Origin of the sequence: Alteromonas sp. W12 (assembly GCF_001924945.1) — a bacterium.
GTDB classification, from domain to species: domain Bacteria; phylum Pseudomonadota; class Gammaproteobacteria; order Enterobacterales; family Alteromonadaceae; genus Alteromonas; species Alteromonas macleodii.
Genome location: NZ_LQXH01000012.1, coordinates 1 through 26,195 on the forward strand (window position 1 = coordinate 1; position 26,195 = coordinate 26,195).

Sequence of the window (26,195 nt, forward strand, 5' to 3'; positions counted from 1 at the left end):
GTCTTTACTGGCCTATAAAGGTAGTAGAGACTTACTTCAGGAGGCTTGCTGTTTTGCTTTTCCCCCGAAGCGGATGCGCATTTTAGGGAAATGAGCGCTCACGTCAACACTTATTTTGAAAAAGTTGAAAAAACTGAACTAACCGTCTATTTTTCGCTCAAATGTGATAATTAGTAGACAATATGGACTAATTACTAATAGGATAGGAATTCAGATCCTATAAAGTAGTAGTTCTTAAAGTAGTATTTGATCCTGCCGTTATTATATTAATGCTTAATATTAGCGATAGATATTAAGGCTTGCGTAAAGGAATACGTATAAGAATGTATATAAGCGTAAATGACCTATGCTTTGTGTTCTTTATAAATGTATTAATACTGGTGGTGTCAGAAATTGACTACGCAATAATTATAAAGGTGGGTTTATGTTACGAACTCTTACACTGCTGTCTGCGGCAATACTAGCAACTCATGTTAGTCATACAGCAATGGCACAAGAAGTATCCTCAAATGATGCTGTTCAGCCACCCGCGTCAGCGAATGTAGAAAGCGCTGACCAGTCAAATCATTTTCAAACCGCCTTCTTAAGACGTCAAGTAAACCAAACTATGTCGGTTGGCCGAGCAATCAGTTCAATCGCTGGTCATTATCCGCAAGAGATTGTGTCTATTGTGGATATTGCTTTAGATACCTATCCAGACAAATACAGAGAGATCATTTTTGCTGCTATCTCTGCTCAACCTGCGTCTACTGAAGAGATTGTACAGCTGGCTATTGAGAAAGAAGTAAGTAGCTGCCCTAACATTGTTCAGTTAGCGATAAAAGCAGAGCCGACTTATGTCGACTTTGTTGTGCAGGCTGCTGCGGTTTCAACACCTGAAGAGCTAGATGAGATTGTACGCGTTGCCGTGCTTACTCAACCTGACGCAGCAGACAGTATTGTTCAGACATTGTCGCAAGAACATCCAAATAAGATTGTCGATATCATGACAAGCGCATTGAATGCTGTTCCTTTTGTTGGTGAGTATGTAGTGGATGCGCTTCTGGCCGTGTTTCCTAACGAAGCAGAAACGGTAGTTGAAACGGCGGTGAGAGAATCTGCCCAGCAGCGTGAACAAGTAATGCGTATTTTAAATACTGCGCAACACGCGGGTGTATCTCAGGATAAGTTAAAAGAATACGCTATGTCTGCCGGACTAAGCGAAGACGACTTTAATAGTGCACTGGGCAATTAACCGCCTACTAATTGATTTTTAAAAAAACGGCGTATTGATTTACTCAATACGCCGTTTTTGTTTATAGCTGTACTAGTTTCTTCAACCCTTACCTGCTTTTTAACAACAAGCAGCAAGCGATAGCAATCAAGCCTACTTCACAATTAAACTCGATGTTTTCAAAAAAGCTCAGTTGTTAAGAGAGTGCAACATAGCGGCTTCTTTATAAAGGGTTAGTTCTGCCTTTAGTAAGTCCACTTTCGCTTTTATCTCTTTTATTTGGGCCTTAATTTCATTTTGTGCGCGCGCATTTAACACGAACATATCACTGTCACCTGCATCGAAACGTGTTTTTTCTACTTGAGAAAGGGTTTTCGCTAGCGCCGCATTTTCACTTTGAAGAGCAACAATGTCTTTCGCCTGCCCCCAATAAACTAGCGCTTGTTCAAAACGCTGAGTTATCGCTTGCTCAGTAGAGGTTAGCTTGTGCTCTAGCTCTCTTTGCTTTGACTGTAATTGGGCTTGTTCAGCTTTCGCCTTCCTGTTTCCTAAAGGGTAGGAAAACGACAGACCTACTTTTGTTTCGGTACCGTCTAAATTTGACGGACCAGAACCTATATCTCTTGCAACCGATGCTTTTAAATCTAGCTTCGGCAATAACGCGTTACTAGCCAGCGCAGCCTTGTTATTTACCACCTGCTGTTCTAATTTCATCACATCAAGTTCAGGGTGATTACGAAGGGCATTGCGAAGAGTCATAAGCTGACCGTTACCAACCCAGAAAGGCCAGTTGATATCTTTCGGCGGGTTCGCTTCATCTACTATCAACATATCTCCCTTAGGTGAACGCCAATAAAAAGAGAGCATTTGAGCATGTGCGTCTCGCTTTTGCTTAAGCTCGGCAAGCAAAAGGCGCTGTTGCAAAATGTTGGCTTTAAATTCTGTCAGCACGACATTGGCTAAATCTCCTTTCTCTACGCGGGTCACCAACGCTCTTTCACGTTCTGTTGCGGTGTTTAGCAATTCTGTAACGGCATTAACCTGCAATGCGCTTTCGTACCACGCAACATATTCACTAATCCCCTTGTAAACAAAGTCATTAATTAAACTTGTCGCTAACGCTTGCCATTGTGAAGTCGCTAGCCCTGCATTGGCTAACTCCGTTCTACGCTTATCCAGTTCTCTATTTTTAAGTAGAGAGATGGCAATGCCCACACTAGCCTCGCCGCCAGACAAGGTTTCGTAATCGGCTTCGTACACCGGGAAATCACCGTCTGATATACGGTACTCGGTATAAACTGAGCCATTAAAGTCTTCGAACGGATTAGAAAAGCGCTGCGTTAAATTAGTACCATCGTAATATCCGCTAACGCGGCTACTGGTTTTCTGCTCTATAAACGGATCAAAACTGCTTCTTGCTATTTCTAACTCGGCTGCAGCTTGATAGTTTCCTTCATTTATCGCCCTAACGTAGGGATGATAGTTCACCATACTCTGGATAAGTGCATCGATTGATGGTGCTTGCCTAGTATTTTTGTTTTGCGCTACTGCATCAGAAACATGAGTGCTAATAACCGCAACAGTTGCAAGCACTGCTAATGTAAACCTTCGAATTACCATATTGATGCCCCAGCCCCCTTGGCTCCACCGGTAGTAGGCTCTTGCGTTGGCAATGGCGGGAAGTTGTTCAACTGTCGCCACATCTCGTAACCTAGACGCACCTCTTCTAATAGCACCCACGCTTTAACCCGGCTACCCAAACGCGCAGAACTTTCAGCTGGCCAAGGAATATCAGACTCGTCAGGTCTAATCCACACGTTAAAATCGCCAGTAGCATTAGCAACAGGCTCTACATACACAACTTCACCACCAAAGGTACCTATTGCACTACCCGGCCATCCGCTAAACTGAAAAACAGGCCAGCCATCAAACTGCAAACGCGCCTTTGCACCAGGCTTAACCAGCGGTGCGTCTAACCCTCTCACGGTAACGCGAACGCTGCGTTTTGCATCTGCTGGAATAAACTGCCCAAGAATATCGCCCGACTTTACGAACGTAGACACACCACCTGATAGCAACCGAACAACCGTACCGTCAACGGGTGCATATTTAGTTTGCGTCGACTGACGAGATAAAATCATGCTTACTTCATTAATTTCCGAAACAGAGGCGGCAGCTTTTGCTCGCAGTTCCTGCACTTTTATCTCGGCCTGCTCTACTTCTTTACGTGATACCAGCCCTTGCTCTTGCAGAGACTGTTGACGCGCCAGGTTGTTCTCAGCATTTCTTACTGCTGTTTCATTAGCTTGATTCTTTAAGTTCGCTGCTGAAAGCTGAGATCGCAGCTTCTCAAGTCGCTGCGCATCAATATCGATTAACGTAACGATTGGCTCGCCGGCTTTTATTTGTTGGCCTTCCCTTACGTGCCACTGCTTTACTTGTCCATCAACTAACGCATTTATTGGTTGGGTTCTGTCTTTAGGATCGAGCGAGTCGACCATACCGGTGCCGTAAGCCGTTTGGATCCATGGTGTGAAATACAAAATTAATCCAGCTGCCAACACCAAGAAGATGATAACTCCGGTAATTACACGATGAAGCTTTGGCACTTTCAATGAAGGCAATGAAGTGATGTTATCTAAAAAGCGACGTTCTGCGTGATTCACTTACTCACCCTCCTTATTGTTCTTTGAAGCCGTGCTGCTCTCACTTGCGTTAGCAGCACTAATCGGTGACTCACCATTTGAATACTCATTTAACATTGCCGTTGCGTTATCGTGCAGATGCAACACACCTTCGAAACAATCTGGCAGTGGCATATTGGTAAAATACATGACGGTAAAATCATATTTACTTAAGCGTCGCAGAAGTCGCGCCCTCAACTCTACCGGTATTGCGTCGAAGTGCTGATTCAAAATGAGCAGCTTAGGTTTACCAATAATTGCGGCGGCAAGTTTAAGCAACAAAAACTCCAATGGCTGCAGCGGTGCCCCTAATACGGATACTTTAGTCTGCAAACCCTCTGGTAAGCTATCTATCACTTTGGTCATTTCTACTTCCTCAAGCGCAGCGCGAATATCCGCGATGGTTGCCTGAGGATGTGCCAACTTTAAGTAGCGCTCTACAGAAACTTCGATAATTAAAGAACGATCTAAAATGGTGACGGCCTGCCGTAACTCATGGGTGTCGTAATCGTTTAGGCTAAGCTCTCCTAACAAGATGTCGCCCGATTTAACGCGGTCATATTGCTTCAGCAATCCTAGCAGTTGCTTCTGCACCCAACTTTTATCAGTAGTAACAAAATACTTAGTGCCAGGTTCGAAGATAACATTGAGGTGGCACGCATCATTACCATGTTTAAGTTCAACATCGTTAAACACCAATTTAGAAGAAGCTGGTATATGTTCCGAGGTATTGAGCTCTTCCTGCGGCATGTCAAGAGCGCCACCCAGCTTCTCGGCAGCGCCATATAACTCATAGTAAAGTTTTAAATATTGGGTAAAGCGAGACAACCCAAAGAAAACAGCAGACATCACAAGCTCAGCAGCCACTAGCTGACCGATAGAAAGCTCACCTTGTACAACCAGAACACCACCGATACCAAGTAGCGATGCACTCGCCACGGCATACATCAATAGAAACATAACCACTTGCGAAAAGGTGTAGTGAAAGTGGCTTTTGTGCTTTTTCACATAGTTACTGATATAACCTTCAGTGCTGCGCCCTGCGTATTCAACATGATCAGCTGACTTAAAGAATTCGTGAGCAATTGCAATATCGTGTAGCCACTTTGCAGAATCGTATTTCGCGTTAGACAATTCAATAGCCGTGCGCTTAGCACCACGCCCCCAAATTTTCCAAACCGCATACATGGTAAGTAAAAGCACCACATTAAACGCGAAAAGCGCTGGGTGGTAGAATGATACTAGAGTGAAACCTACCAGCATCTGTAGTACTAGCGCGAAACCATCAATCATTAAAGACGGCATATTCTTTTGAAAAGTCATTATGTCGAAGTAACGCTGTGTAATGCTAACGTTTTGTCGACCTTCAAAAAAACTGTGGGGCGCAAGAATAGTTTTTAGCCCTAAGTCTGCGGTGAGGCGGGCGTAAACTTTACGCTCGTAGAACTCCATCACTCGCATACGCAGCGCGCTAAATACGCCAGATATAAATAAAGTAAGAAATAGAATGACGGCCAATATGATAACTGCCCGAGTTGAACCGATATTGGCGATACTATTAATCAGCGTTTGAACCGCTATAGGTACCGCAAGGGTCATTAAACTAATTGCTACGCCGTATGCGATAGCAACCCAAAAAAAGCCAGCCTCTGGTTTCAATAGCGAAAATAAGGTCTTTCGCGTTTTACGTAAATCAATTGGTTTAGCCATAGTTATGTCTTCAATATACCGCTAGCTTAAAAATCAGTGACGCGCCGTTTTTAATCGTACAAAAACAACGCTAAATAGTGTATTGCAATAGTCAGTTAGAATAAATCTGTTATATTCTTAATAGTTCATCGAAAAAAATGGGGTCAGAGTACATTTCTTGCCCCTAATACCTTAATAATCGAGTAGCTTGTTGAAGTATGCATCACCTAAACTACCATCATTTATATTATTTCTATCTTGTTGCCCGTGAGGGTAGCATTGCGAAAGCCGCTAAATTACTCCACGTTACCCCGCAAACCGTAAGTGGGCAACTAAGCACCTTCGAAAATCAGCTAGGTTACTCTCTCTTTGATAGAATAAATAAGCGCCTATACCTAAACGCGAGAGGTAAAGTAAGTTATCAGTATGCCAGCGAAATATTTCATAAAGGTAATCAACTAGCTGAAATACTTAACAATAGCGATGAAGTGAATACGAAAGAATTTGTGATAGGTATTACTAATGGTATTCCGAAAGTGCTTTTTTACGACTTTGTTCATGCCACCATGCGTAGGTTTTCACAGGTTAAATACGTGATAAAAGAGGATAGCTTCGACGGTTTGTTGAAAGAGCTCGCCATTAACGCAATCGATTTCATTCTAGCAGACAGAGGCATAGCCCCTGGTACACAAATAAGCGCCAATAGTTTTTTCTTGGGCGAAAGTTCGTTGAGCTTCTTTGCTAAAGCACCGCTTACTGAAGAACAGACTTTTCCAGAGTGTTTAAATAAAATGCCGTTGCTAATTCAGGGGAATACTTCAGGAATACGGCAAGCACTTACAAGTTGGCTTGAGACAGAACAGCTGTACCCCAAAGTGGTAGCCGAATTTGACGATACTGCTTTGCTTAAACTTTTTGGCAGCGAAGACTTCGGTGTTTTCTGCGCACCATCGGCAATTTCAAAGCACGTAGAAGAGCAATATGACGTGCACTGTATTGGTAACGCAAGCACACTAAATGAGAGATACTATGCCATTACTGGCAAAAGCCGTGCTGACTACACTATTAGTGAGGCAATAGTAGAAGCCGCTCGCGGAATTCTAACGTAGTGCACTTAATGGTGGGGTCAGAGTACATTTTCTGCCCCCACTTAATTTAAGCAGCAACACCACCATCTATATCTTGAGCATAAAAACTCAGTGTTAGAATTTTTTCTAACACAAAACGTAGTGCGTCATTTATAGGCATAAGCCTTTCCCCCAATTCATAATCTAATTGAGCAAGTTTTTGTCTGCCTTCTGCGATCATTGGCGGCTTTGTCGATGTAACTCGAACCTCACTATTTGCGGCAATATCATCCACTAATCGCTTTTCTAAGATATCTAAATGCTGAGGCTGTATAGCAATCAGCGCGGCCGCATACTTCTCTGGTACAGCTTGCTTAATTGGTTTACACACCGAAAGTGTGGCTTCGCCAGATTTGGTTTTATAACCTGCTGCACCGAACATACGGCAAATGGCAGGTCGGTATTCGTAAATTCCGCAGTAGCCTTCTTTACCGTCCAAACTTAAGCGTTGATATTGTTTACAGGCGAAGCCGCTGTAGTTGTCTAGCTCGTCAAACTCCTGTTCAGCCCGTCCTGTATCAAACAGATGAAGTGCTAAAGGCAGCATCTCCAATGGCGACACTTCAATGTCGGGGTTATTGCAACATGCACCACATTTCTCAACGCAGTTTAGTGACTGGCTAGATTGATATGCACTGAATTCTTGGGAAAGAGATTGGTAAACATCCATCACTTGGCTGGACAGCTCACGCAGCCTATTCATAACGACTCCGCTAATAAAAGCAAACTAAAACAAATACATGTTCATGCTGGTGTAATGTAATAGGTAGCATGAACTCAACATTCTGATTATTGATTTTGGTAACCAAATTGACAGATCGTACTGGAGGAAGAAATGTACTCTGACCCCAATATTTTATCCCCACCGGGTGTGCGTAAGCTTGAGGCTTAATGGCAGGGGTTGAATTGATGCGGATTCTATTTTGAATTTTGGGATTTGGGAAGTTTTTTGTACTGTGATCTATGTAATGAGTCGAACCGCACCATAAAATCCTTTACTCATTTAAATCTCTTAATAACTCAGTATACTAACTCTCTTATAGTCACTCTAAAATTCAAGGAATGCTAATGAAGCCAGTCATTCTTGCAGGCGGAACAGGAAGCCGCTTGTGGCCAAAATCTCGCGCCGCTTTACCTAAACAGTTTTTGTCACTCACTTCTGACAAAACTATGATTCAAGACACTGTACTGAGACTCAATGGCATAGAGTCTTTGCCACCTTCTATTATCTGCAACGAAGAACATCGATTTCTTGTTGCCGAGCAAATGCGACAGATAGGTGTCGCTAACAGCGACATTCTTTTAGAGCCAGTTGGGCGCAATACTGCTCCAGCGATTGCATTGGCGGCTTTTCAAGCTATGGAAGGGGGCGAAGATCCCATTCTACTAGTTTTAGCTGCAGACCACTTGATCAAAGACAGCAAAACATTTCAGTCTAAGATTAGGGAAGCGCAAGTATTAGCTGAACAAGGTAAGTTAGTTACTTTCGGTATTGTCCCCACTCAGCCTCATACTGGTTACGGCTATATAAAAGCCGGAAACAAACTGAATATTGGCTTCGATGTAAGTGAATTTGTTGAAAAGCCAGATATGCCTACCGCAACACAATACGTAAGTTCAGGCGAGTATTTTTGGAATAGCGGCATGTTTATGTTTAAAGCCAGTGCATTTTTAAAGGCGCTGGAAGTGCACGCACCTGACATATATTCGGTATGTAAAAAGGCGATTGAAAAAACCGAAAAAGATCTCGACTTTGTTCGTATAGACAAAGACATATTTGCTTCATGCCCAAGTGATTCTATCGACTATGCAGTGATGGAAAAAACATCCGAAGCCGCGATGGTAACACTAGATGCAGGTTGGTCTGATGTAGGCAGTTGGTCGTCTCTCTGGGAGACGGGAGAGAAGGACGCGAATGGCAATGTAACTAGTGGCGACACCTTATTAGAAGGCACCACCAACAGCTATGTGAACGCCGAGCACAGCTTGGTTGCAGTTATTGGTCTGGAAGACGTGGTTGTAGTTGAAACCAAAGATGCTGTTATGGTGGCGAATAAGAAAAACGCAGAACACATCAAAACCGTTGTGAACCGTTTGAAAGCTGAAAAGCGCCCTGAATTTGAGTTTCACCGCGAAGTTTACAGACCTTGGGGAAGTTACGATTCAATAGACAATGGTGGACGCTTTAAAGTTAAGCGTATTACCGTGAAGCCAGGTGAAAAACTATCAGTTCAAATGCATCATCATAGAGCTGAACACTGGGTTGTAGTATCAGGTACAGCGAATGTGACAATAGGCGATGAAACGCAAATGCTAACGGAAAATGAGTCTATTTATATTCCTATTGGGGCGGTTCATGCATTAGAAAACCCAGGAAAGATTCCACTAGAATTAATTGAAGTACAATCTGGAGCTTACCTAGGGGAAGACGATATCGTTCGTTTCTCAGATAGATATGGGCGTTCTGATATATAAACGCAGTGTAAGGCAGTTTGTCTAACTAAGAAGAGCCAGGTTATGAACCTGGCTTTTTTGATTTACATGGAAAAATGTACTCTGACCCCAAACTTGGGTTAATCAGCGTTGAACAAGTCGCGGCTGTATACTTTATCTAGTACATCTTCGATATCGCCCGTAACACGGTTTGCTACGATTACGTCAGAAATTTTCTTAAACTCCTCTAAATCGTTTACCACACGAGAGCGGAAGAACTCTTCTTCCTTAAGTACTGGCTCATAGACTACGACTTCAATACCTTTCGCTTTTATACGCTTCATGATGCCTTGAATAGCACTTGCTCGGAAGTTATCAGAACCAGACTTCATGATAAGGCGATAGATACCCACAATTTTGGGGCCACGGCTTACAATTGAATCAGCGATAAAATCTTTACGCGTACGGTTAGCATCTACAATGGCCTGAATCATATTGTTAGGTACTTCACTGTAGTTAGCTAGTAACTGTTTGGTATCTTTTGGTAAGCAATAACCACCGTAACCAAAACTTGGGTTGTTGTAGTGATTACCAATACGAGGGTCTAAACCGACACCTTCGATGATTTGTTTAGTGTCTAAGCCATTACGCTCTGCATAGCTATCTAGTTCGTTAAAGTACGCTACACGCATTGCCAAGTAAGTGTTGGCGAAAAGTTTGATAGCTTCTGCCTCTGTACTGTCGGTGAATAAAACATCGATGTTCTCTTTTATTGCACCTTGCTGAAGCAGCTTTGCGAAAACTTCCGCGCGCTCACTACGCTCACCTACGATAATACGGCTTGGGTAAAGGTTGTCGTAAAGTGCTTTCCCTTCACGCAAAAATTCAGGCGAAAAGATAATATTGTCAGAACCAAAACGGGCTTTTGCGTCTTTGGTAAACCCTACCGGTACGGTCGATTTTACAACCATTACCGCATCAGGGTTAACTTCCATCACGGTTTTGATTACCGCTTCTACACTACCAGTATTGAAGTAATTCGTTTGCGGGTCGTAGTCTGTTGGTGTTGCAATTACCACATAGTCAGCATCTTTATATGCTTCTTGCGCATCAAGCGTTGCTACAAGGTTCAACTCTTTCGTTGTTAAATACTCGGCTATTTCTTTGTCATCAATTGGAGACTTTTTGTTGTTAAGCATCTCGACTTTTTCAGGTACTAAGTCGACCGCTTTCACTTCATTGTGTTGTGCTAACAACACCGCATTTGATAAGCCAACGTATCCAGTACCTGCTACCGCTATTTTATAATTGCTCATTGTTGATTCCATTTAATTGTTCAGTTCCAACTTTTAAATAAACTTAAAATTAGGTCTAATTGGAAAACTCTTCCTTCGCTTTAATGGAAAAATTTTCTCTTAAAAGTGTAAGGTTCGGGCTGTATGCAGGGTCATGTTCAATGTATTTACCCCACTGTGCTTTTAGATATTCTAACTCTCGATTAAATCGTGCTGCTTTTGCTGGGGCATGGTCTAACCCTCTACTCACTGATTCATGATGATATAGTTCAGCCTCTGCACAATAAATATTCCGCACTCCCAACTCTTTCACCCTTAGGCAGAAATCTACATCGTTGAAAGCCACTGTGAGATCTTTTTCATTTAAACCACCTACCTCCACAAATAGCGACTTCTTCACCAATAAACAAGCTGCTGTCACTGCAGAATAATTTTGCGTTGCAATTAAACGCTTCATATACCCTGGGTGGTATCTAGGGAAGTATTTATGTGCATGGCCTGCACCACCACCGTACCCTAAAACCACTCCAGCATGTTGAATTCTTCCATCGGAGTACAACAATTTAGCTCCCACACACCCCACATCGCTGCGCATGGCATGCCCCACCATGCTTGTTAGCCAATGAGGGTTTATCACTTCAATGTCATTATTGATAAGCCCTATTACCGTACTATCATTGCAAGCATGTTGTACGCCAAAATTGTTAATTGCTGAATAATTAAATTCACCAGGGTAACGAAGAACACGGATCTTGGTATGTTTGTCTAACTCTGAAAAATAGTCGAGACTTTCTTTTTCATCAGAACCATTATCAATGAGTAATATTTCATAATTTTGATATATGGTTTTTTCTAAAATGGACTCTATACACGCTTTAACAAGTGCTTTGCCATTTTTAGTAGGAATGATAAGAGAAACTAAAGGTTCAGATTCAACGGGCCATTGAATAGTATTTACAGCGAGCTCTTCATTGTAGGATGGAATTGCAGGCGTGCAGCTCTCTATCACTGTTCTGACATCAGCTAGGCTTTCAATTTTTTTCTTTTTACTAGAGAAACGATGAACCAGTGTATAGGGAATGTGCGCAACTGACAGTTTTGATTGCTTCAACCATAGCTCTGTAACGAGTCCGGCGATTGTCGAAGCGCTTACCAAGGTCTTTTTGAGCAAAGCCGCTCTACACATTACGCCCGTATACACATAACTTGTAGAGAGCTGTAAATCAGGATTCCAATCAGGCAAAAAATGCGGAGAGGCTCTTCGTTCTTTAGCGTCAATCTTATCGGTATCACAGTAAACAACATCGGCGCCACTGTCGCATGTAAGAAACACGTCAAACGATACTTTTGATATTGCATCTCCGCTATTTAAAAGCAGAAGCCTCGTCGATTCAGGTAAATCATTCACTGCTTCAGAAACTGTCGAGGTACACCGCACCGATTCGCCCATGCTATTTTCACCCACCACACAGATGCTTTCATGTTTTACACCTGCTTGGTTGAGCGAGTCTAATGTTAAAGATAGACTTTTTGCCCCAAAGATAACAACCTGTATTTTGAAGTCGCTTTTATCAACAGGAGCTAGGCTTTGAAAATATTGCGCCTGTTGTTTGAGATAAGCGCTATACAAAGCCATACGTTTTTTTTCAGATGGAAAGCCATAAAAAAGTCCTGAACGTTGTAAAGAGCGGCTGTAAAACTCGGTAAGTTTATGGTTGCTTTTCAGCTTGTTTCTTACTGCTTTTGGTACTAAACCAACAGCGCCTTTAACCGTTAACATGGCCAATTTCTTCATACAGCTAACTCAATCCCTAACAGCGATGTCTAACAACACTAAAAAACAAAAAAGCCGCAATTTTGCGGCTTTTCTATCATATCACGATTTATAGTGATAGGTATTAGCTTCCAGTACCTAAACGCTCACCTTGATAACTACCATCAAGAACCGCTTTCCACCAACCTTCGTTCGCTAAATACCACTCAACAGTTTTACGAATACCGCTTTCAAACGTTTCTTGCGGCTTCCATCCAAGCTCGCGCTCAATTTTGCTAGCATCAATTGCATAACGCATATCGTGCCCTGGGCGGTCTTGAACGTAAGTAATCTGCTCAGTGTATTTGCTATCTTTTGGCTTAACTTCATCCAAAATTGAACAGATAGTTTGCACTACTTCAATATTCTGCTTTTCGTTGTGGCCACCAATGTTGTAGGTTTCACCGATTTCACCATTAAGCGCAACCACTACCAATGCGCGGGCATGGTCTTCAACATACAACCAATCACGAATTTGATTACCTTTACCATATACAGGCAGCGGCTTTCCAGCTAGTGCGTTTAGAATAACTAGTGGAATAAGCTTTTCTGGAAAGTGGTACGGGCCGTAATTATTTGAGCAGTTAGTTACAAGCGTTGGTAGCTTGTATGTGCGAAGCCACGAACGCACTAGCTGATCAGAGCTTGCTTTACTTGCTGAATAAGGTGAACTTGGTGCATACGGGGTAGTTTCCGTAAAGAGCGGTAGCTCTGTGCCCGGCTCAACTTCATCTGGGTGAGGAAGGTCGCCGTATACTTCGTCAGTAGAAATATGATGGAACTTAAACCCTGCTTTTTTATCGCCTTCAAGTGCTGACCAATACGCTCTTGCTTGCTCAAGCAATGTGTATGTACCTACAACGTTGGTCTGGATAAACTCACCTGGCCCGTCAATTGAACGGTCTACGTGAGACTCTGCCGCAAGGTGCATAATAATATCTGGCTGGTGCGTGTTGAACACGCGCTTTACTTCTTCAGCATCACAAATATCAACTTGCTCGAAGCTGTAGCGGTCGCTGCTTGAAACCGAAGTTAATGACTCTAAATTACCCGCGTAAGTTAGCTTATCTAAATTAACCACTGCGTGGTCAGTGTCGTTTATAAGATGGCGAACTACTGCAGATCCAATGAAGCCTGCGCCACCTGTTACTAAAATCGTTTTACTCATTTTCTTTTTACCAAAAATAATTCTGTTCTTGCCATTTAGGCTTTCAATTCATCTAGCATGCTAGCTAACTGCTTACGCCAGTGTGCAGGCTTACACGACGCAAATGCTTCACGCGCAGTTTGTTTATCAAGCACACTGTAGTGAGGACGTTTTGCAGGCGTTGGATATTGGCTTGAAGGGATAGGCAAAACCGGAATAGCCTTATCCAGTAAACCTTTATCAATGCCAAGTTCTTGTATAGCTAACGCAAAATCGTACCAGCTTGCTACACCTTCATCGGTCCAGTGGTAAACACCGGCTGTTTTGTTTTCAGCGGCAGAAACACAAGCTTCAGCTAGACCCTTCGCCCACGTTGGTGTACCAATTTGATCATCTATTACAGCTAACTGAGGTTTATCAGCCATCAAGCGCAGCATGGTTTTCACAAAGTTATTGCCATGCGACGAGTAAACCCAAGCAGTACGAATTAGACAGCTAGCATCTGGCAGTATTTCAAGCAGCGCTTTTTCGCCTTCAGCTTTGGATGCGCCGTAAGCACCTTGCGGCTCGATAGGATCATCCGTTAAATAAGGCGAACCTTTGTGGCCGTTAAAGACATAGTCGGTAGACACATGCACCATGAAGGCATCGTTATCTTTACAGTAGTTTGCTAAGTTCTTCACAGCAAACGTATTGATAGCATTGCACGCGTCGGTATCTTCTTCTGCTTTATCTACCGCAGTATATGCCGATGCATTTATTAAAACATCGGCTTTTAAAGGCGATAGTTTCTCTTCAATATCAGTAGAGCTAGTAATATCAATATCATCGCGACCTAAAAACGTGACTTGATGCTCGCTATTTTCTAGTTCACGAGAAAGCTCAAATGCTAGCTGCCCAGACTTACCTATAATTACAATATTCATTTATCGCTAGTACCCAATGACAATTAAAATGTAGGTGCGTCTACAAATGCCACCCCAGCTTCGTCTTTCCCAGATAGCGAAGGTTTTTCTCCATTCACCAGAGGCCAGTCAATATTCAACGTTGGGTCGTCGTATTTTACCGATACTTCAGATTCCGGATGATAGTAGTCTGTGCACTTGTACACAAACTCAGCCGATTCACTTGTTACGTAAAAACCATGTGCAAAACCCGCTGGAACCCAAAGCTGACGCTTATTTTCTGCAGATAATGTAACGCCTACCCACTTGCCATAAGTAGGTGAGTCTTTACGCATATCAACTGCTACATCGAAAACCTCGCCGCTAACTACGCGTACTAATTTACCTTGGGTTTGCTCCATCTGATAATGAAGGCCACGAAGAATACCTTGGCTAGATTTCGAGTGGTTATCCTGAACAAAGTCTACATCCGCGCACTCTTTCTTAAACCAGTCAGTACGAAAGGTTTCTAAGAAAAAACCACGCTCGTCACCAAATACTTTTGGTTCAATGATTTTAACGTCAGGGATGGCTGTGCTAATTGCTTGCATAAAAAAATATATCCGTTTCTTTGTATTTATTTAACGCGGTCGTGAATTACTTTCAATAAGTAATCACCATAGCCGCTCTTTTTAAGTGGCGCAGCTAGCTTTTCTAATTGTTCAGCATCGATATATCCCATACGGAATGCAACTTCTTCTGGGCAACATACTTTTAAGCCTTGGCGTTTTTCAATAGCAGCAACGAAGTTTGCAGCATCAAGTAATGAATCAAGCGTTCCTGTATCTAGCCAAGCAGAACCACGTCCCATAAGCTCCACTTTAAGCGAACCATCTTGAAGATATAAATTATTCAAGTCAGTGATTTCAAGCTCGCCACGTGGAGAAGGCTTTACTTCTTTTGCAAAATCTACTACACGGTTGTCGTAGTAATAAAGGCCAGTCACGGCATAATTCGATTTAGGTTTAGCTGGCTTTTCTTCAATTGAAAGCGCGTTCCAATTTTCATCGAAGTCTACAACACCGTAACGCTCTGGGTCGTGTACATGGTAGCCAAATACTGTAGCACCATGTTCTTGCTTGAATGCATTTTGCAGAGACACTTTCAGGTCGTGACCGTAGTAAATATTATCGCCCAGTACCAATGAGCAGCTATCGTTGCCTATGAAGTCTTCGCCAATCAAAAATGCTTGAGCTAGACCATCAGGTGATGGCTGAACCGCATATTGAATGTTCATGCCTAAAGACGAACCATCTCCAATAAGGTCAATAAAGCGCTGCTGTTCTTCTGGGGTGGTGATAATAAGAACATCCCGAATACCCGACATCATAAGTGTTGTTAGTGGGTAATAAATCATGGGTTTGTCGTAAACTGGCATTAACTGTTTACTAACCACTTTTGTTAGTGGGTGTAGGCGAGTGCCTGACCCACCCGCTAGAATTATCCCTTTTCTCATACAAAGCCTTTGTTTTACAAATTTGTGCTATACAATAATATCATTAAGTTATAGTAACGGAATTTCATACTCAATCCCAGCTTGATAGCTTCTTTGAGTATGCGGTATCACACTCGCATTGAATACGCCTACTAATCAAACAACTATACATTAAAATTTATGAATAAAAGAACCTTGTAATTTCATATCAGATACAAACTGAGTTAAAAAGCATACTTCTGCTATCGAGAAAAATCACATTAAACGCCTAGATTGTCGATACCAAAGATGTTATTGAAACGTTGAAATAGTTACGCTTTTCGAATTAATTAGATAAAAAGCAGTGTTTTAAATTAAAGTCTCTTACTCAATAGTGATCTTTACAAAAGTATCAATTAGGATACATCCGCTTACAAACGCGGCTACGCACACACAACTTAAAATTAAAAGAACAAGAAGCAAAGGAAGATATAAAGTGGAAACAACCTTTAATGCAAAATTACCCAAGGTTTACGTTGATGGGTTAATAGACGGATTTATTGCTGGTTGGGCTCAAAATGCAGATAGCGTAAATATCTACATCTCTGAAACTTTCATCGCTGAATTGCCGTGTAATGAATTTAGAGAAGACTTATCTAAAGTTTTAGAGAACCCTCATGCTAGCTTTGCCTACAAGTTGTCTACTAGCGATATTAAAGACGAATGGAAACCTTTGTCTTCAGTTCCATTAAAAGTTGAATTTGTAAAGGATGGGCATATTGAGGATATTGTCGACACATCAGTTAATATGGCAGACATTTCTAAAGACTTAGGCTTTCTTTTACCAGAGTCGGGAATATCATACTACTTTGAAGGTTTGAGCAGCGGGTACATTACCGGGTGGTGTAGTAAAGCTAAAAATGTAGAGATTTTTGTCGATGGCGAGAAACTTACTGTTGTTGCATGCAAGGTTGACCGTGCTGATTTAGTTGATCTTGTAGACGACACCGTGTGTGGCTTTGCTTACGCTCTTGACGCGTGTAATTACAGGCCTTACTGGTTTAAGAAAACTAAATTGCAGTTAAAGGTAATATTTAAGGACGAGGACAACAAGACGCTAGAGCAAACATCGATGTCTGTAAACAGTGTCGAGTTACTTCACGCTACAAACCTGGCTAACGGCGAAAATATTGACCACATCGCACAAACTATAAAGGACGCGTTATTGTGGGATGAAGACTATTATTCTAAACAATTAGAAGAAGGTGAAAGAACTCATCACGACTTGGTAAAAGACTTCATAATTAAAGGGTCATCAACAGGCAAAAACCCAACTCCCCACTTTAATACATATTACTATTTGGCAAACAACCCTGATATAGCGCAACATGGCATCAATCCCTTTTATCACTACATTGTAAGTGGCGAAAAAGAAGGTAGACGCCCAGTACCCTATTTTAACCCAAAGCTTTACTTGGAACTAAACCCAGACCTAAAAAACTGGGAAGCGTCCTTGCTTTATCATCTAGTAAAAGCGGGCTTTGAAGAAGGTAGGGTTTATAATGAATATCCTCAAACTACTAGTAACGAACCCTCTGTAAACCCTTATGAGGCATGGAGATTGCGCAATGAGCACTATAATTTTCTAGAAACTCAATCGACGATAAACGGGTTTGCATTAACACCGCTAATTTCCATAGTTGTGCCCGTATACAACCCTGAAAAGGCACTTTTAGAGGAATGCATTAAATCTGTCATGCAACAGTCGTATACTAATTGGCAGTTATGTCTTGCAGATGACTGTTCGCCATCTCCCCATGTTAGAGAGGTGCTAGAGCATTACCAAAGTTTAGACAACCGTATTACCGTAGTGTTTAGAGAGCAAAACGGCCATATTTCAAAAGCAAGTAATAGCGCTTTAGAGGTAGCTAATGGTGAATGGATAGCATTGCTAGACCACGATGACGAACTAAGTCAGCATGCTTTATATGAAGTGGTTAAAGTTATAAATGAAAAACCATCTACCTGCTTAATATACAGCGATGAAGACAAAATAGATGAGACAGGCGAACGTTGCGACCCTCATTTCAAATCAGGCTGGAACTTAGACCTTCTTTACAGCCAGAATTATGTTTCTCACCTAGGCGTTTACCGAGCAGATATAGTTAAAAAAATTGGCGGTTTTAGAGCAGGCTATGAAGGTAGTCAAGATTACGACTTACTATTGCGCTATTCGAGGGAAATCAAGCATAGCGAAATTGTACACATCCCTAAAGTACTATACCACTGGAGAGCGGTTGAAGGTTCAACTGCACTTGGACATGGCGAGAAATCCTATACTACAGATGCTGGTATCAAAGCACTCGAGGACCACTTTAACTGCTTGGGTGAAAACGTAAGCGTTGAACAGGGTATGCATCAAAATATTTATAAAGTGAATTGGCCCATAACAACGAAGGACGGCACTTCACCACTGGTATCACTAATAATTCCAACTTACAATGGGCATGAAATTACTAAACAGGCAATTGACTCGATATTAGAGAAGACTACCTATCCCAACTACGAAATACTGTTAGTTGATAACAATTCAGATGATCCGTTATCACTAGAATACTTTGAGGAACTACAAAGCCATGAAAAGGTAACAGTATTACGTTTCCCTTACCCCTTTAACTATTCGGCAATAAACAATTTTGCCGCTACCCATGCTAATGGTGAACTCATTGGATTAATCAATAACGATGTTGAAGTTATTAGTCCCGATTGGCTAACCGAAATGGTATCGAATGCGATACGCGCGGATATTGGCTGCGTGGGTGCAATGTTGTATTTCCACAACGATACTATTCAACATGCCGGTGTTATTATTGGTATAGGCGGTGTTGCAGGTCACTCTCACAAACACTTTAAACGCGGTGACTATGGTTATTTTAGCAGGTTGAAAGTTGTTCAAAATCTATCGGCAGTTACAGCAGCCTGTTTGTTGGTACGTAAAACTGTATTTAACGAAGTGAATGGCTTGAATGAAAAAGAGTTAACGGTAGCATTTAACGACGTTGACTTTTGTTTAAAAGTTCAATCGGCAGGTTACCGAAACTTATGGACACCTTACGCTGAACTCTATCATTACGAGTCAATTAGTCGAGGTGCTGAGGATAATCCAGAGAAAGTAGCTCGATTTAACTTAGAAGTAGATTATATGAAAAAAACTTGGAATACGGGAAGTGAAGACGATATTTATTACAATATAAATTTGACTAATAAACATGAAAACTTTGCTATAGCAAATTACAATGTGAAAGAGCGGTAATTTTGGTGGGATATTCGATGCACAAAGATAATTCAGAAGAAAACAGACAACTTTATTGGAACGGGGAAACTCCTTCCTTTGTAGATAACGAGTTTGATTCTGAAGTTTTACACTTTCTACAAGTGCTTAGCTCTAAGCCCGCTATAACGTTGTTAGCTATTGCCTTGGCTGACAAAAATAAGATGATTAGCGAAGGTATTAGCGACACGCTTAAGCTGCTTGGCTCTCAGATGTTAAACTCATCGACTAACCTCTTAGTCGGTGAGATAAATAACGAAATTTTCGTTGTTTCTCAGCACGTGTCTTCATGCGACTTTATATTTTTTCCAAGATTAAATAAAGTAAAAATAATCTGTCACGCTAACATGGAAATGGTTGTAGACATTGCTTCAAAGCTTGAAGATTTAGCAGGGAAATTGGAATTTAACATCCCCCCAAGCTTTGACGGCTTGATCGCATCACATGGTCGACCATCTCATTACTTTTATGACGCAATTTTAGGCCTTTCAGAAGTAAACGATTATTTGAATTCTATACCTCAAGGAAAGAAGCTCTCCCTTTATCAAATTTCTCATTGTAATTTTGCAGACTTAAAGTTTTTTGTTGGGGATAAATTTCATTTTCCGCAAAGTTCTGTGCATTTTGATCAACTGAACAGTCTGAGCAACTCAGCGAACAAATTGTTTCTAAAAGTTGGTAGCTTCTATGATCGTGGAAATGAAGTAAAAAGGCTTAAACTCTTAAAGTATGACGAATTATTTTTGTCAGAAAGCCTTCGGAATAAAGGCAATGATTACAGGGAAGTACAAGAGCTGAAAAAAGCTGGCTATTTCATTTTATGGCACGGAATTACAACTCAAAAACGAAAATGGCTAGAACAATGTGATGCTATAGTTGCTCTTGCAACTATGCTCTACAACAGTGGCGAAAAACTTTGCGTTATCATAGACGGCTGGACATCTCCTATTACCCCTTCAAAATTAGATGAAAGTCAAATAGAAAGTGATAATGTAGTTTTTTCTGAAATAAAAAATAACATACCACCTGATATTCGCGTCATCAATGCCATAGGTAAAACTCCAGCAGAAAAATTAACAATTGCTAGTTTATGCAATTTTCATGTTTCCAATGGTGGTACTGGTTCCATATATACTTCACGCATGGCAAAAATCCCTGGCATTCTGCATATTTCTAATAAAGCCATTGGTATGACCGAACAATCTATACATTATAACAGCGCATTCGTACCAGATTCCTTCGTTCATGATATTGAAGTGGAGGGACTACGCGATGACTTTGTATCTTATTCCATAGCCAAAAAGCCCTTCGTTAGCTTTGCATTAGAAAAAATTGCTGAGTTATTTGATATAAAGGTCGTACCTATTGATATAGGTTACTCTATAAACTGCAAACACTTAACTAACAGTGAAGAGTATGAAAGTACCTCTGACGATCCAATTTTAGTTTTCAATAAATCTTCTGTTTTTTCTAATTATGAAGGAAATGTTGAAGTAAAAGTAAGAGTGAATACTTTGCTTAATTATAAGTCATTGACTCCTAAGCTGTACTTAGATTTAGGAAATGGTTATTCAGAAGAACTATCACTTTTAAGCAAGTATAACTCTAATGGTGAAGTAACATTTAGTTTAAATGTTACTAAAGAACTGAAAAGCCTAAGATTTGACCCTTTCTCATGCAAAGGGAAATTTAATATCGAATATGCTCTACTAAAGTTATTTTGACTTATCAAACTGACCAGACCTTTATTGATTTAGGTCTGCGAAATTAATGTTGTATGAAATTGGTTCTTAGTATTATTGTCGAGCGCTAAACCTTAATTTACGTCCATCGAAAATTTTTAAGAGCTAGTTATTTTTAAAAGACCTTAGCTACTGCCGATTTCTACATAACTCGGGTTTTATATAAAAATTAAATATAAAAGAAGGAAATATATGAATTTACTAGACTGCACGTTACGCGATGGTGGTTATTACAACAATTGGGACTTCCCACAACCAGTTGTCGATGCTTACTTAAAGGCTGTAGCTAATGCAGGTATAGACTATGTGGAACTTGGCTTACGAAATTTTCCTAAGAACGGTTTCTTAGGAGCTTATGCTTATACAACAGAACATCATCTCAACTCACTAAATTTACCCAACGGGCCAACTTATGGCGTGATGGTAGACGCAAAAACCATATTGAGCGCAGATATGGACCCAGTTGCTGCAGTTGATACTCTTTTTGTTCCACGAGTAGAAAGTAAAATTGGTTTAGTTAGAATTGCAGCGCACTTTCATGAAGTAGAGCATTGTTCACCGATTGTCACTCGCCTTAAAGAATTAGGCTACATAGTAGGTTTCAACCTAATGCAGGCTGGTGGAAAAGAATCTAACGTTATAGCCGAAAAAGCTCGCATTGCTTCCTCCTGGGGCGATAATTTGGACGTATTATATTTTGCTGACTCACTTGGTAATATGGATAAAGACGAAGTTGACCGTATTATTAAAGCTATACGAGAGGAATGGACAGGGGTCATGGGTATTCATACCCACGACAATATGAGCAAAGGTCTAGATAATTCTATCGCTGCCAAAAATAATGGCGTCGAGTGGCTTGATGCGACTATTACAGGAATGGGTCGAGGCGCAGGTAACACACAAACCGAGCGTCTTTTGGCAGTAGTTGGAGAACAATATAAATATAATGCCCAACCTATTTACGACCTCGTTATTCGTCATTTTGAAAAAATGCAAAAAGAATTTGGTTGGGGTACGAATTTACTATATTTTTTGGGTGCACAAAACGATGTACACCCTACTTATATTCAAAATCTTTTGTCAAATCAGCAATACGGTACAGAGGAAATTATTGCTGCTATAAGCTATCTCAGCCAACTAGAGGGTACTTCAGCTTTTAATGGCTCAATACTAGAAACAGCGATTAACTTTGACAGAAGTACAAAACAAGTATCCGGCTCGAATGATTTGACCGATTTATTTAGCGGTCGTGAGGTACTAGTTTTAACTAATGCACCAACCACACGAACATACCTTTTAGCAATTCAGACGTATATAAAACTTAAACAACCCATTGTGGTTTCAGTTAATATAAACGAATTTATAGATCCATCGCTTATTGATTACTACGTTATCTCGCATAATGTAAAGTTCCTAACGGATGCTCGAAAATACCGTTCTTTAGACAAACCAATCATATTGCCAAAACATCGGTTTGACGAACAAGAAGTTACTGCACTTAAAGGTGTTAAGTATATTGATTTTGGCTTTAACAACGAATCAGCCAACTTTGAAATTCACAACCAATATGTTGATACAAAGTTTGATTATACCAGCGCCTACCTTTTAGGTGTATTAGCCATCGGTCGACCGGATAAAGTGACACTAGTGGGTTTTGATGGCTATGAGAGTACTGATTCACGACAACAAGATATGCTTAACCTCTTCAACCAATATAACAATCTACCTGATGTTCCTGAACTCTTAGCTTTAACTCCATCGACATACCCTATTGCTAAAGGGTCCATCTATGCGGTTTGAGTTAGACCACGATATCTACATTTTTGATTGTGATGGTGTAATTCTTAATTCCAATCAATTGAAAATAAATGCGATGGAGAGTGCACTTTGCGCACTCTCCATTGATGATAATCAAATAAAGCGATGCTGTGAGTATTTCCGAAAAAATTTTGGAAAATCTAGATACCATCATGTAGAGCACTTTGTCAGCAACATTTTACAAATTGAACATGAAACAACACGAAAAGAGCTTGAACTTAAAATTATCACGCTGTTTTCAAATCAATGCCAAAAGCTATACCTAAAAGCAGAATTAACACCAGGCTTCCTAGAGTTTTTACAAACTCTTCGAGGCAAAAAATATATCGCCAGTGGTTCGGCTGAGGATGAATTAAGAAGTGTTTTCAGGGAAAGAGAGCTAGACCACCATTTTAGTGGAATTTATGGTTCGCCCACTGCGAAGTCGGATAATATCAGCCATATCTTAGGGTTAGAAGAAACAGAAAAAGCGGTTATGTTCGGTGATGCAATTTCTGACTTAGAAGCGTCAATAGCCAATAAAATCGACTTTATTGCATACCGTACTTATTCTAATGTTCCTGATCTATTAACGATACAAAGCAAGTGTCACGGTTTTAAAGTTATCGACTCATGGAGTGAATTATTGTGATTACCGCGTTTTTGCCTTGCCGTAAAGGCAGCCAACGTATTCCTGATAAAAATATTAAACCCTTCGCTGGCATAGAAGGTGGTTTGTTAAAAATCAAACTAGACCAAATATTACAATCCAGAAAAATTGATCGGGTTGTTCTTTCATCCAATGATGAGCGAATATTGAAGTATGCTGAACAGCTAAACGAAGAGAGAATTGTCATAGATCAAAGACCAGAGCATCTTGGGTCTAGTTCAACAACAACTGATTCATTAATTAGATATGTCCCTTCATTAATTGAAGAAGGACATATTTTATGGACTCACGTTACCTCGCCTTTTATGGGAAGCTTAGATTATGACACTTTAATCGATGCATATTTTAATGGCCTTGAGAAAGGCTATGACTCATTAATGACCGTGCTAAAGTTACAGGGATTCATTTGGGATAAAAATAGTCCGGTGAGTTATAAAAGAGAAACGTTAAAATGGCCAATGACGCAAAATATTGAACCTTTATATGAAGTTGATAGTGGTGCATTCATTTCTAGTGCGGAAAACTATAGCCGTTACCAAGATCGTATTGGTAATAAACCATTTTTGTTTGAACAAAACAAAATGAAATCAATCGATATTGATTGGCCTGATGATTTCACCTTTGCTGAGGAATTGTGGAAAAAGAGTATTTCAAAGCAATAGTATTACTATGTTAGAAGGAATTGTAAAAACAGCGTTTTTAGACTGACGCAAATTTAACTTCGAAGTTTACTACTTACTTATTCAGGCAACCCTGCTTAAATCATTGATTACCGTGACAGGTTGCCTGAAGCCTAGACATTTACTTGGTCTGAAATCTAAGTCTCCACTTCTCCATTAATTTGACACTATTACAAAATCGAAACAAATTCTGTCGTTTTCCCTATGCTTTTTGCCATCAGAGTAACAGGGTTTGCTAAAACTGGGATTCTAAAGCTGAACACGCGAGATTGCCTAAATTTTTGATTAGTTCTATTGAGAAAGTCCACAACATCTGGCCTGTTTTCTTTCAATTCAACGGGCAACTCGGTATGAGCAGATGTCACAAACAAATCACATATTTCATCATTAAAGGCTATCCAACCATTTATGTACGGATTCTTATTATCTACGTATCCTGTTGTAGGCACTTCTAAGTGAACTAAAGCAGGAAAACTGTCCGCATTATGCATTTTTATTTCTAGTTTTCGTCCATTACCTTGCAATCTATTTTTTAGAAGTTTTGCAGGCACTCCACCTATTATCGAAAATTCAGGGAAAGACTTTGTTACCACAGCGCCCGCAGCAACTACACTATTCGCGCCTATCGTCACCCCATCAACGATACTGGCGCCAGCACCTATCCAAGTGCCGTTTCCGATAATAATACCCTCTGATGTAATGGGCTGGTCTTTTATATAGCGGTCAACTCTATCGTAGCCATGATTAAAACCAAATATTTGAACGCCACTAGCAATTCTAACAGCATCACCAATATTTACATTCCCTATAATGTTAGCCATTGGATTAACAGTAACATCGCTTCCGAAAACTAAATTTCCCCTTAATGTTACTTGTGAACCAATTCGAACATTATTTGCTAACGTTGCTTTGTGAGTAAAAAAATTGCAGTCTGGGGCGATGTAACAGTTTCGCCCAAAAGAAGCATTCGCGTTACGGCTAAGTACTCCTTTAATCGCCTCTTGCTCGCTTGAATCAGAAACATTGGCTTCCCATATTTCTATTGCGTCCTTTCTATATTTCCAACTTGCATCATCGAGGTTATGCATTCCTAAATTCCTACTTTCGAAGCTATAGCTTTAAGCTTTCTTACCACTTGGCTCCACAGGCCTTTTTGTAGCTTAGCGCTTTCAGCACCTTTTAAATAACATTGCTTTATAACGTGCAGCTTCTTTTTATCGAATTCGTCTTTTGCCTGTTTCTCTATCGATTTAATCAAAGACTGAACTAAAGAGGCGTCGCGTTCCAATATAAATTGAATAACATGCACAATGTGGGAATCATAAAGGTCTTGGTGATAGTAATCACCGCGCTTACTGCTATCTATGTAATCAAAAAGAGCTTCAACGTTAGCAATTGGGGCCAGGCTATTAAGCACATCAATCTTTTTCTTACTCTGCTCTTGATATCTGGTATAAGCTTTAAACGGGATAACCGTATAGTGTTTGATGCCTTTGTCGTAAGCCTGAAGTTGTGAGTCTAGCTCACGATCTAAACCGTTTAACTGAAACCTGTTCGTCCAACGTTTAAATTCCAAACATTCAAAACTGTAAGAGCGATTAATATACTGATTATTACTAGACGTAGCATACCCTTCATCGATATCAAGAACGCTTAGAAAGTCGGCGACTATACCATTTTGAAAAAAATTACCTACGCCGTACCCTCTTAAATGAAACTCTTCACTTCCATACGTCTTTATATAGTCCATGAGTCGATTTAAGTAGCTCGCCGGTAAAGACTCTTTTAAAGCAATAGGTTTTGTTTGCTTATTTCTTTTTACTGACTGATTATAAATTGACTCAAGAAATTCGTATTCAGGCCTAATATAAGCGACAATTTCTACCTTAACGCCTTTAGAAGCCTCAAGAATATGTGGTAAAGCTGAAAAGAAAAACTCAGAGCTTAGTAATAACCGACTAAAACTTCCTTTTTTGAAATCATCTAGAAGCAACTGATATTTTGTATTGTTAAATTTAGTAACGCCAGATTCATTGCACTTATCTAAAAAAAGGTCTTTATTGCCAGAGCTCACACCATTTTTATCTACTCTATGTTCAGGATATAAAACGCCATGCTTTGCCAATAGCTCTTTATTAGCATTGAACCAGTTTTGTAGTACAGACGTTCCAGTCTTTGGAGGACCAATGTGCAAAATTACGTGTTTTTTCATATAC

20 protein-coding genes are annotated in these 26,195 nt (G+C 40.5%); 8 read left to right on the forward strand and 12 right to left on the reverse strand.

The genetic code is table 11. The features are described 5' to 3' along the window. Positions 1-424 precede the first annotated feature (424 nt). Positions 425-1,234: a hypothetical protein gene (locus AWH61_RS17690; RefSeq protein ID WP_075177793.1), complete on the forward strand. Its 810-nt coding sequence runs from the start codon at positions 425-427 to the stop codon at positions 1,232-1,234. 168 nt (positions 1,235-1,402) lie between these two features. On the opposite strand, the gene AWH61_RS17695 is transcribed toward AWH61_RS17690, so the two are convergent. The 3 genes from AWH61_RS17695 to AWH61_RS17705 are packed head-to-tail and all read right to left on the reverse strand — an operon-like array spanning position 1,403 to position 5,607. Further along, on the reverse strand, positions 1,403-2,914 hold the full coding sequence (locus tag AWH61_RS17695; protein WP_249922679.1) for a TolC family protein: 1,512 nt from the start codon (positions 2,912-2,914) through the stop codon (positions 1,403-1,405). Continuing rightward, positions 2,827-3,879 (reverse strand): HlyD family secretion protein, encoded by a 1,053-nt coding sequence (locus AWH61_RS17700; RefSeq protein WP_014977505.1) that lies wholly within the window; start codon positions 3,877-3,879, stop codon positions 2,827-2,829. Before AWH61_RS17700 ends, AWH61_RS17695 begins: the two co-directional genes overlap by 88 nt. Further along, positions 3,880-5,607, reverse strand: a complete 1,728-nt coding sequence (locus tag AWH61_RS17705) for an ABC transporter transmembrane domain-containing protein (protein ID WP_014950852.1) — start codon at positions 5,605-5,607, stop codon at positions 3,880-3,882. It abuts the gene before it with no gap. 197 nt (positions 5,608-5,804) lie between these two features. Here AWH61_RS17705 and AWH61_RS17710 point away from each other — a divergent pair, with 197 nt between their 5' ends. Continuing rightward, positions 5,805-6,695 carry a LysR family transcriptional regulator gene (locus AWH61_RS17710; protein WP_075177795.1) on the forward strand — a complete coding sequence of 297 codons (891 nt, stop codon included), beginning with the start codon at positions 5,805-5,807 and terminating at the stop codon, positions 6,693-6,695. A gap of 46 nt (positions 6,696-6,741) precedes the next feature. On the opposite strand, the gene AWH61_RS17715 is transcribed toward AWH61_RS17710, so the two are convergent. Continuing rightward, entirely contained in the window at positions 6,742-7,416 is a 675-nt protein-coding gene (locus AWH61_RS17715; protein ID WP_049588902.1) for a YkgJ family cysteine cluster protein, read from the reverse strand. Between the two features lie 365 nt (positions 7,417-7,781). Here AWH61_RS17715 and AWH61_RS17720 point away from each other — a divergent pair, with 365 nt between their 5' ends. Beyond that, the gene (locus AWH61_RS17720) at positions 7,782-9,188 is read left to right on the forward strand and encodes a mannose-1-phosphate guanylyltransferase/mannose-6-phosphate isomerase (RefSeq protein WP_075177796.1); all 1,407 of its coding nucleotides are present in this window, start codon (positions 7,782-7,784) and stop codon (positions 9,186-9,188) included. 98 nt (positions 9,189-9,286) lie between these two features. On the opposite strand, the gene AWH61_RS17725 is transcribed toward AWH61_RS17720, so the two are convergent. The 6 genes from AWH61_RS17725 to rfbA all read right to left on the reverse strand — a co-directional run bounded on the left by AWH61_RS17725 (position 9,287) and on the right by rfbA (position 15,801). Further along, a complete protein-coding gene (locus AWH61_RS17725) occupies positions 9,287-10,474 on the reverse strand; it encodes a nucleotide sugar dehydrogenase (RefSeq protein ID WP_075177797.1) in 1,188 nt (395 codons plus the stop codon). 43 nt (positions 10,475-10,517) lie between these two features. After that, entirely contained in the window at positions 10,518-12,236 is a 1,719-nt protein-coding gene (locus AWH61_RS17730; protein ID WP_075177798.1) for a glycosyltransferase family 2 protein, read from the reverse strand. Positions 12,237-12,339: 103 nt separating this feature from the next. Then, entirely contained in the window at positions 12,340-13,422 is a 1,083-nt protein-coding gene (rfbB, locus tag AWH61_RS17735; protein WP_075177799.1) for a dTDP-glucose 4,6-dehydratase, read from the reverse strand. 35 nt (positions 13,423-13,457) lie between these two features. Then, positions 13,458-14,327: a dTDP-4-dehydrorhamnose reductase gene (gene rfbD, locus AWH61_RS17740; RefSeq protein ID WP_075177800.1), complete on the reverse strand. Its 870-nt coding sequence runs from the start codon at positions 14,325-14,327 to the stop codon at positions 13,458-13,460. A gap of 23 nt (positions 14,328-14,350) precedes the next feature. Beyond that, entirely contained in the window at positions 14,351-14,896 is a 546-nt protein-coding gene (gene rfbC, locus AWH61_RS17745) for a dTDP-4-dehydrorhamnose 3,5-epimerase (protein WP_075177801.1), read from the reverse strand. A gap of 26 nt (positions 14,897-14,922) precedes the next feature. Then, a complete protein-coding gene (gene rfbA, locus AWH61_RS17750; protein WP_075177802.1) occupies positions 14,923-15,801 on the reverse strand; it encodes a glucose-1-phosphate thymidylyltransferase RfbA in 879 nt (292 codons plus the stop codon). Positions 15,802-16,255: 454 nt separating this feature from the next. Between rfbA and AWH61_RS17755 the strand changes: the two genes are divergently transcribed. The 5 genes from AWH61_RS17755 to AWH61_RS17775 all read left to right on the forward strand — a co-directional run bounded on the left by AWH61_RS17755 (position 16,256) and on the right by AWH61_RS17775 (position 23,961). Next, the gene (locus AWH61_RS17755) at positions 16,256-19,072 is read left to right on the forward strand and encodes a glycosyltransferase family 2 protein (RefSeq protein WP_075177803.1); all 2,817 of its coding nucleotides are present in this window, start codon (positions 16,256-16,258) and stop codon (positions 19,070-19,072) included. A 17-nt stretch (positions 19,073-19,089) separates the two neighbouring features. Further along, on the forward strand, positions 19,090-20,814 hold the full coding sequence (locus tag AWH61_RS17760; protein ID WP_075177804.1) for a hypothetical protein: 1,725 nt from the start codon (positions 19,090-19,092) through the stop codon (positions 20,812-20,814). A 210-nt stretch (positions 20,815-21,024) separates the two neighbouring features. Further along, entirely contained in the window at positions 21,025-22,632 is a 1,608-nt protein-coding gene (locus AWH61_RS17765; RefSeq protein ID WP_075177805.1) for an aldolase catalytic domain-containing protein, read from the forward strand. After that, positions 22,622-23,281 (forward strand): HAD family hydrolase, encoded by a 660-nt coding sequence (locus AWH61_RS17770; protein WP_075177806.1) that lies wholly within the window; start codon positions 22,622-22,624, stop codon positions 23,279-23,281. The genes AWH61_RS17765 and AWH61_RS17770 overlap by 11 nt, the downstream gene beginning before the upstream one ends. Beyond that, positions 23,278-23,961: an acylneuraminate cytidylyltransferase family protein gene (locus tag AWH61_RS17775; protein WP_249922680.1), complete on the forward strand. Its 684-nt coding sequence runs from the start codon at positions 23,278-23,280 to the stop codon at positions 23,959-23,961. Before AWH61_RS17770 ends, AWH61_RS17775 begins: the two co-directional genes overlap by 4 nt. A 188-nt stretch (positions 23,962-24,149) precedes the next feature. On the opposite strand, the gene AWH61_RS17780 is transcribed toward AWH61_RS17775, so the two are convergent. Then, positions 24,150-25,067: an acyltransferase gene (locus AWH61_RS17780; protein WP_075177808.1), complete on the reverse strand. Its 918-nt coding sequence runs from the start codon at positions 25,065-25,067 to the stop codon at positions 24,150-24,152. A gap of 2 nt (positions 25,068-25,069) precedes the next feature. Continuing rightward, the gene (locus tag AWH61_RS17785; protein ID WP_075177809.1) at positions 25,070-26,191 is read right to left on the reverse strand and encodes a hypothetical protein; all 1,122 of its coding nucleotides are present in this window, start codon (positions 26,189-26,191) and stop codon (positions 25,070-25,072) included. Positions 26,192-26,195 lie beyond the last annotated feature (4 nt).

Bases quoted from the DNA above. Each gene is read 5' to 3' on its own strand.
- AWH61_RS17690 (WP_075177793.1), top strand. From the start codon at position 425: ATGTTACGAACTCTTACACTGCTGTCTGCGGCAATACTAGCAACTCAT.
- AWH61_RS17705 (WP_014950852.1), bottom strand. From the start codon at position 5,607: ATGGCTAAACCAATTGATTTACGTAAAACGCGAAAGACCTTATTTTCG.
- AWH61_RS17710 (WP_075177795.1), top strand. From the start codon at position 5,805: ATGCATCACCTAAACTACCATCATTTATATTATTTCTATCTTGTTGCC.
- AWH61_RS17715 (WP_049588902.1), bottom strand. From the start codon at position 7,416: ATGAATAGGCTGCGTGAGCTGTCCAGCCAAGTGATGGATGTTTACCAA.
- AWH61_RS17720 (WP_075177796.1), top strand. From the start codon at position 7,782: ATGAAGCCAGTCATTCTTGCAGGCGGAACAGGAAGCCGCTTGTGGCCA.
- AWH61_RS17725 (WP_075177797.1), bottom strand. From the start codon at position 10,474: ATGGAATCAACAATGAGCAATTATAAAATAGCGGTAGCAGGTACTGGA.
- AWH61_RS17730 (WP_075177798.1), bottom strand. From the start codon at position 12,236: ATGAAGAAATTGGCCATGTTAACGGTTAAAGGCGCTGTTGGTTTAGTA.
- rfbB (WP_075177799.1), bottom strand. From the start codon at position 13,422: ATGAGTAAAACGATTTTAGTAACAGGTGGCGCAGGCTTCATTGGATCT.
- rfbD (WP_075177800.1), bottom strand. From the start codon at position 14,327: ATGAATATTGTAATTATAGGTAAGTCTGGGCAGCTAGCATTTGAGCTT.
- rfbC (WP_075177801.1), bottom strand. From the start codon at position 14,896: ATGCAAGCAATTAGCACAGCCATCCCTGACGTTAAAATCATTGAACCA.
- rfbA (WP_075177802.1), bottom strand. From the start codon at position 15,801: ATGAGAAAAGGGATAATTCTAGCGGGTGGGTCAGGCACTCGCCTACAC.
- AWH61_RS17760 (WP_075177804.1), top strand. From the start codon at position 19,090: ATGCACAAAGATAATTCAGAAGAAAACAGACAACTTTATTGGAACGGG.
- AWH61_RS17765 (WP_075177805.1), top strand. From the start codon at position 21,025: ATGAATTTACTAGACTGCACGTTACGCGATGGTGGTTATTACAACAAT.
- AWH61_RS17770 (WP_075177806.1), top strand. From the start codon at position 22,622: ATGCGGTTTGAGTTAGACCACGATATCTACATTTTTGATTGTGATGGT.
- AWH61_RS17780 (WP_075177808.1), bottom strand. From the start codon at position 25,067: ATGCATAACCTCGATGATGCAAGTTGGAAATATAGAAAGGACGCAATA.
- AWH61_RS17785 (WP_075177809.1), bottom strand. From the start codon at position 26,191: ATGAAAAAACACGTAATTTTGCACATTGGTCCTCCAAAGACTGGAACG.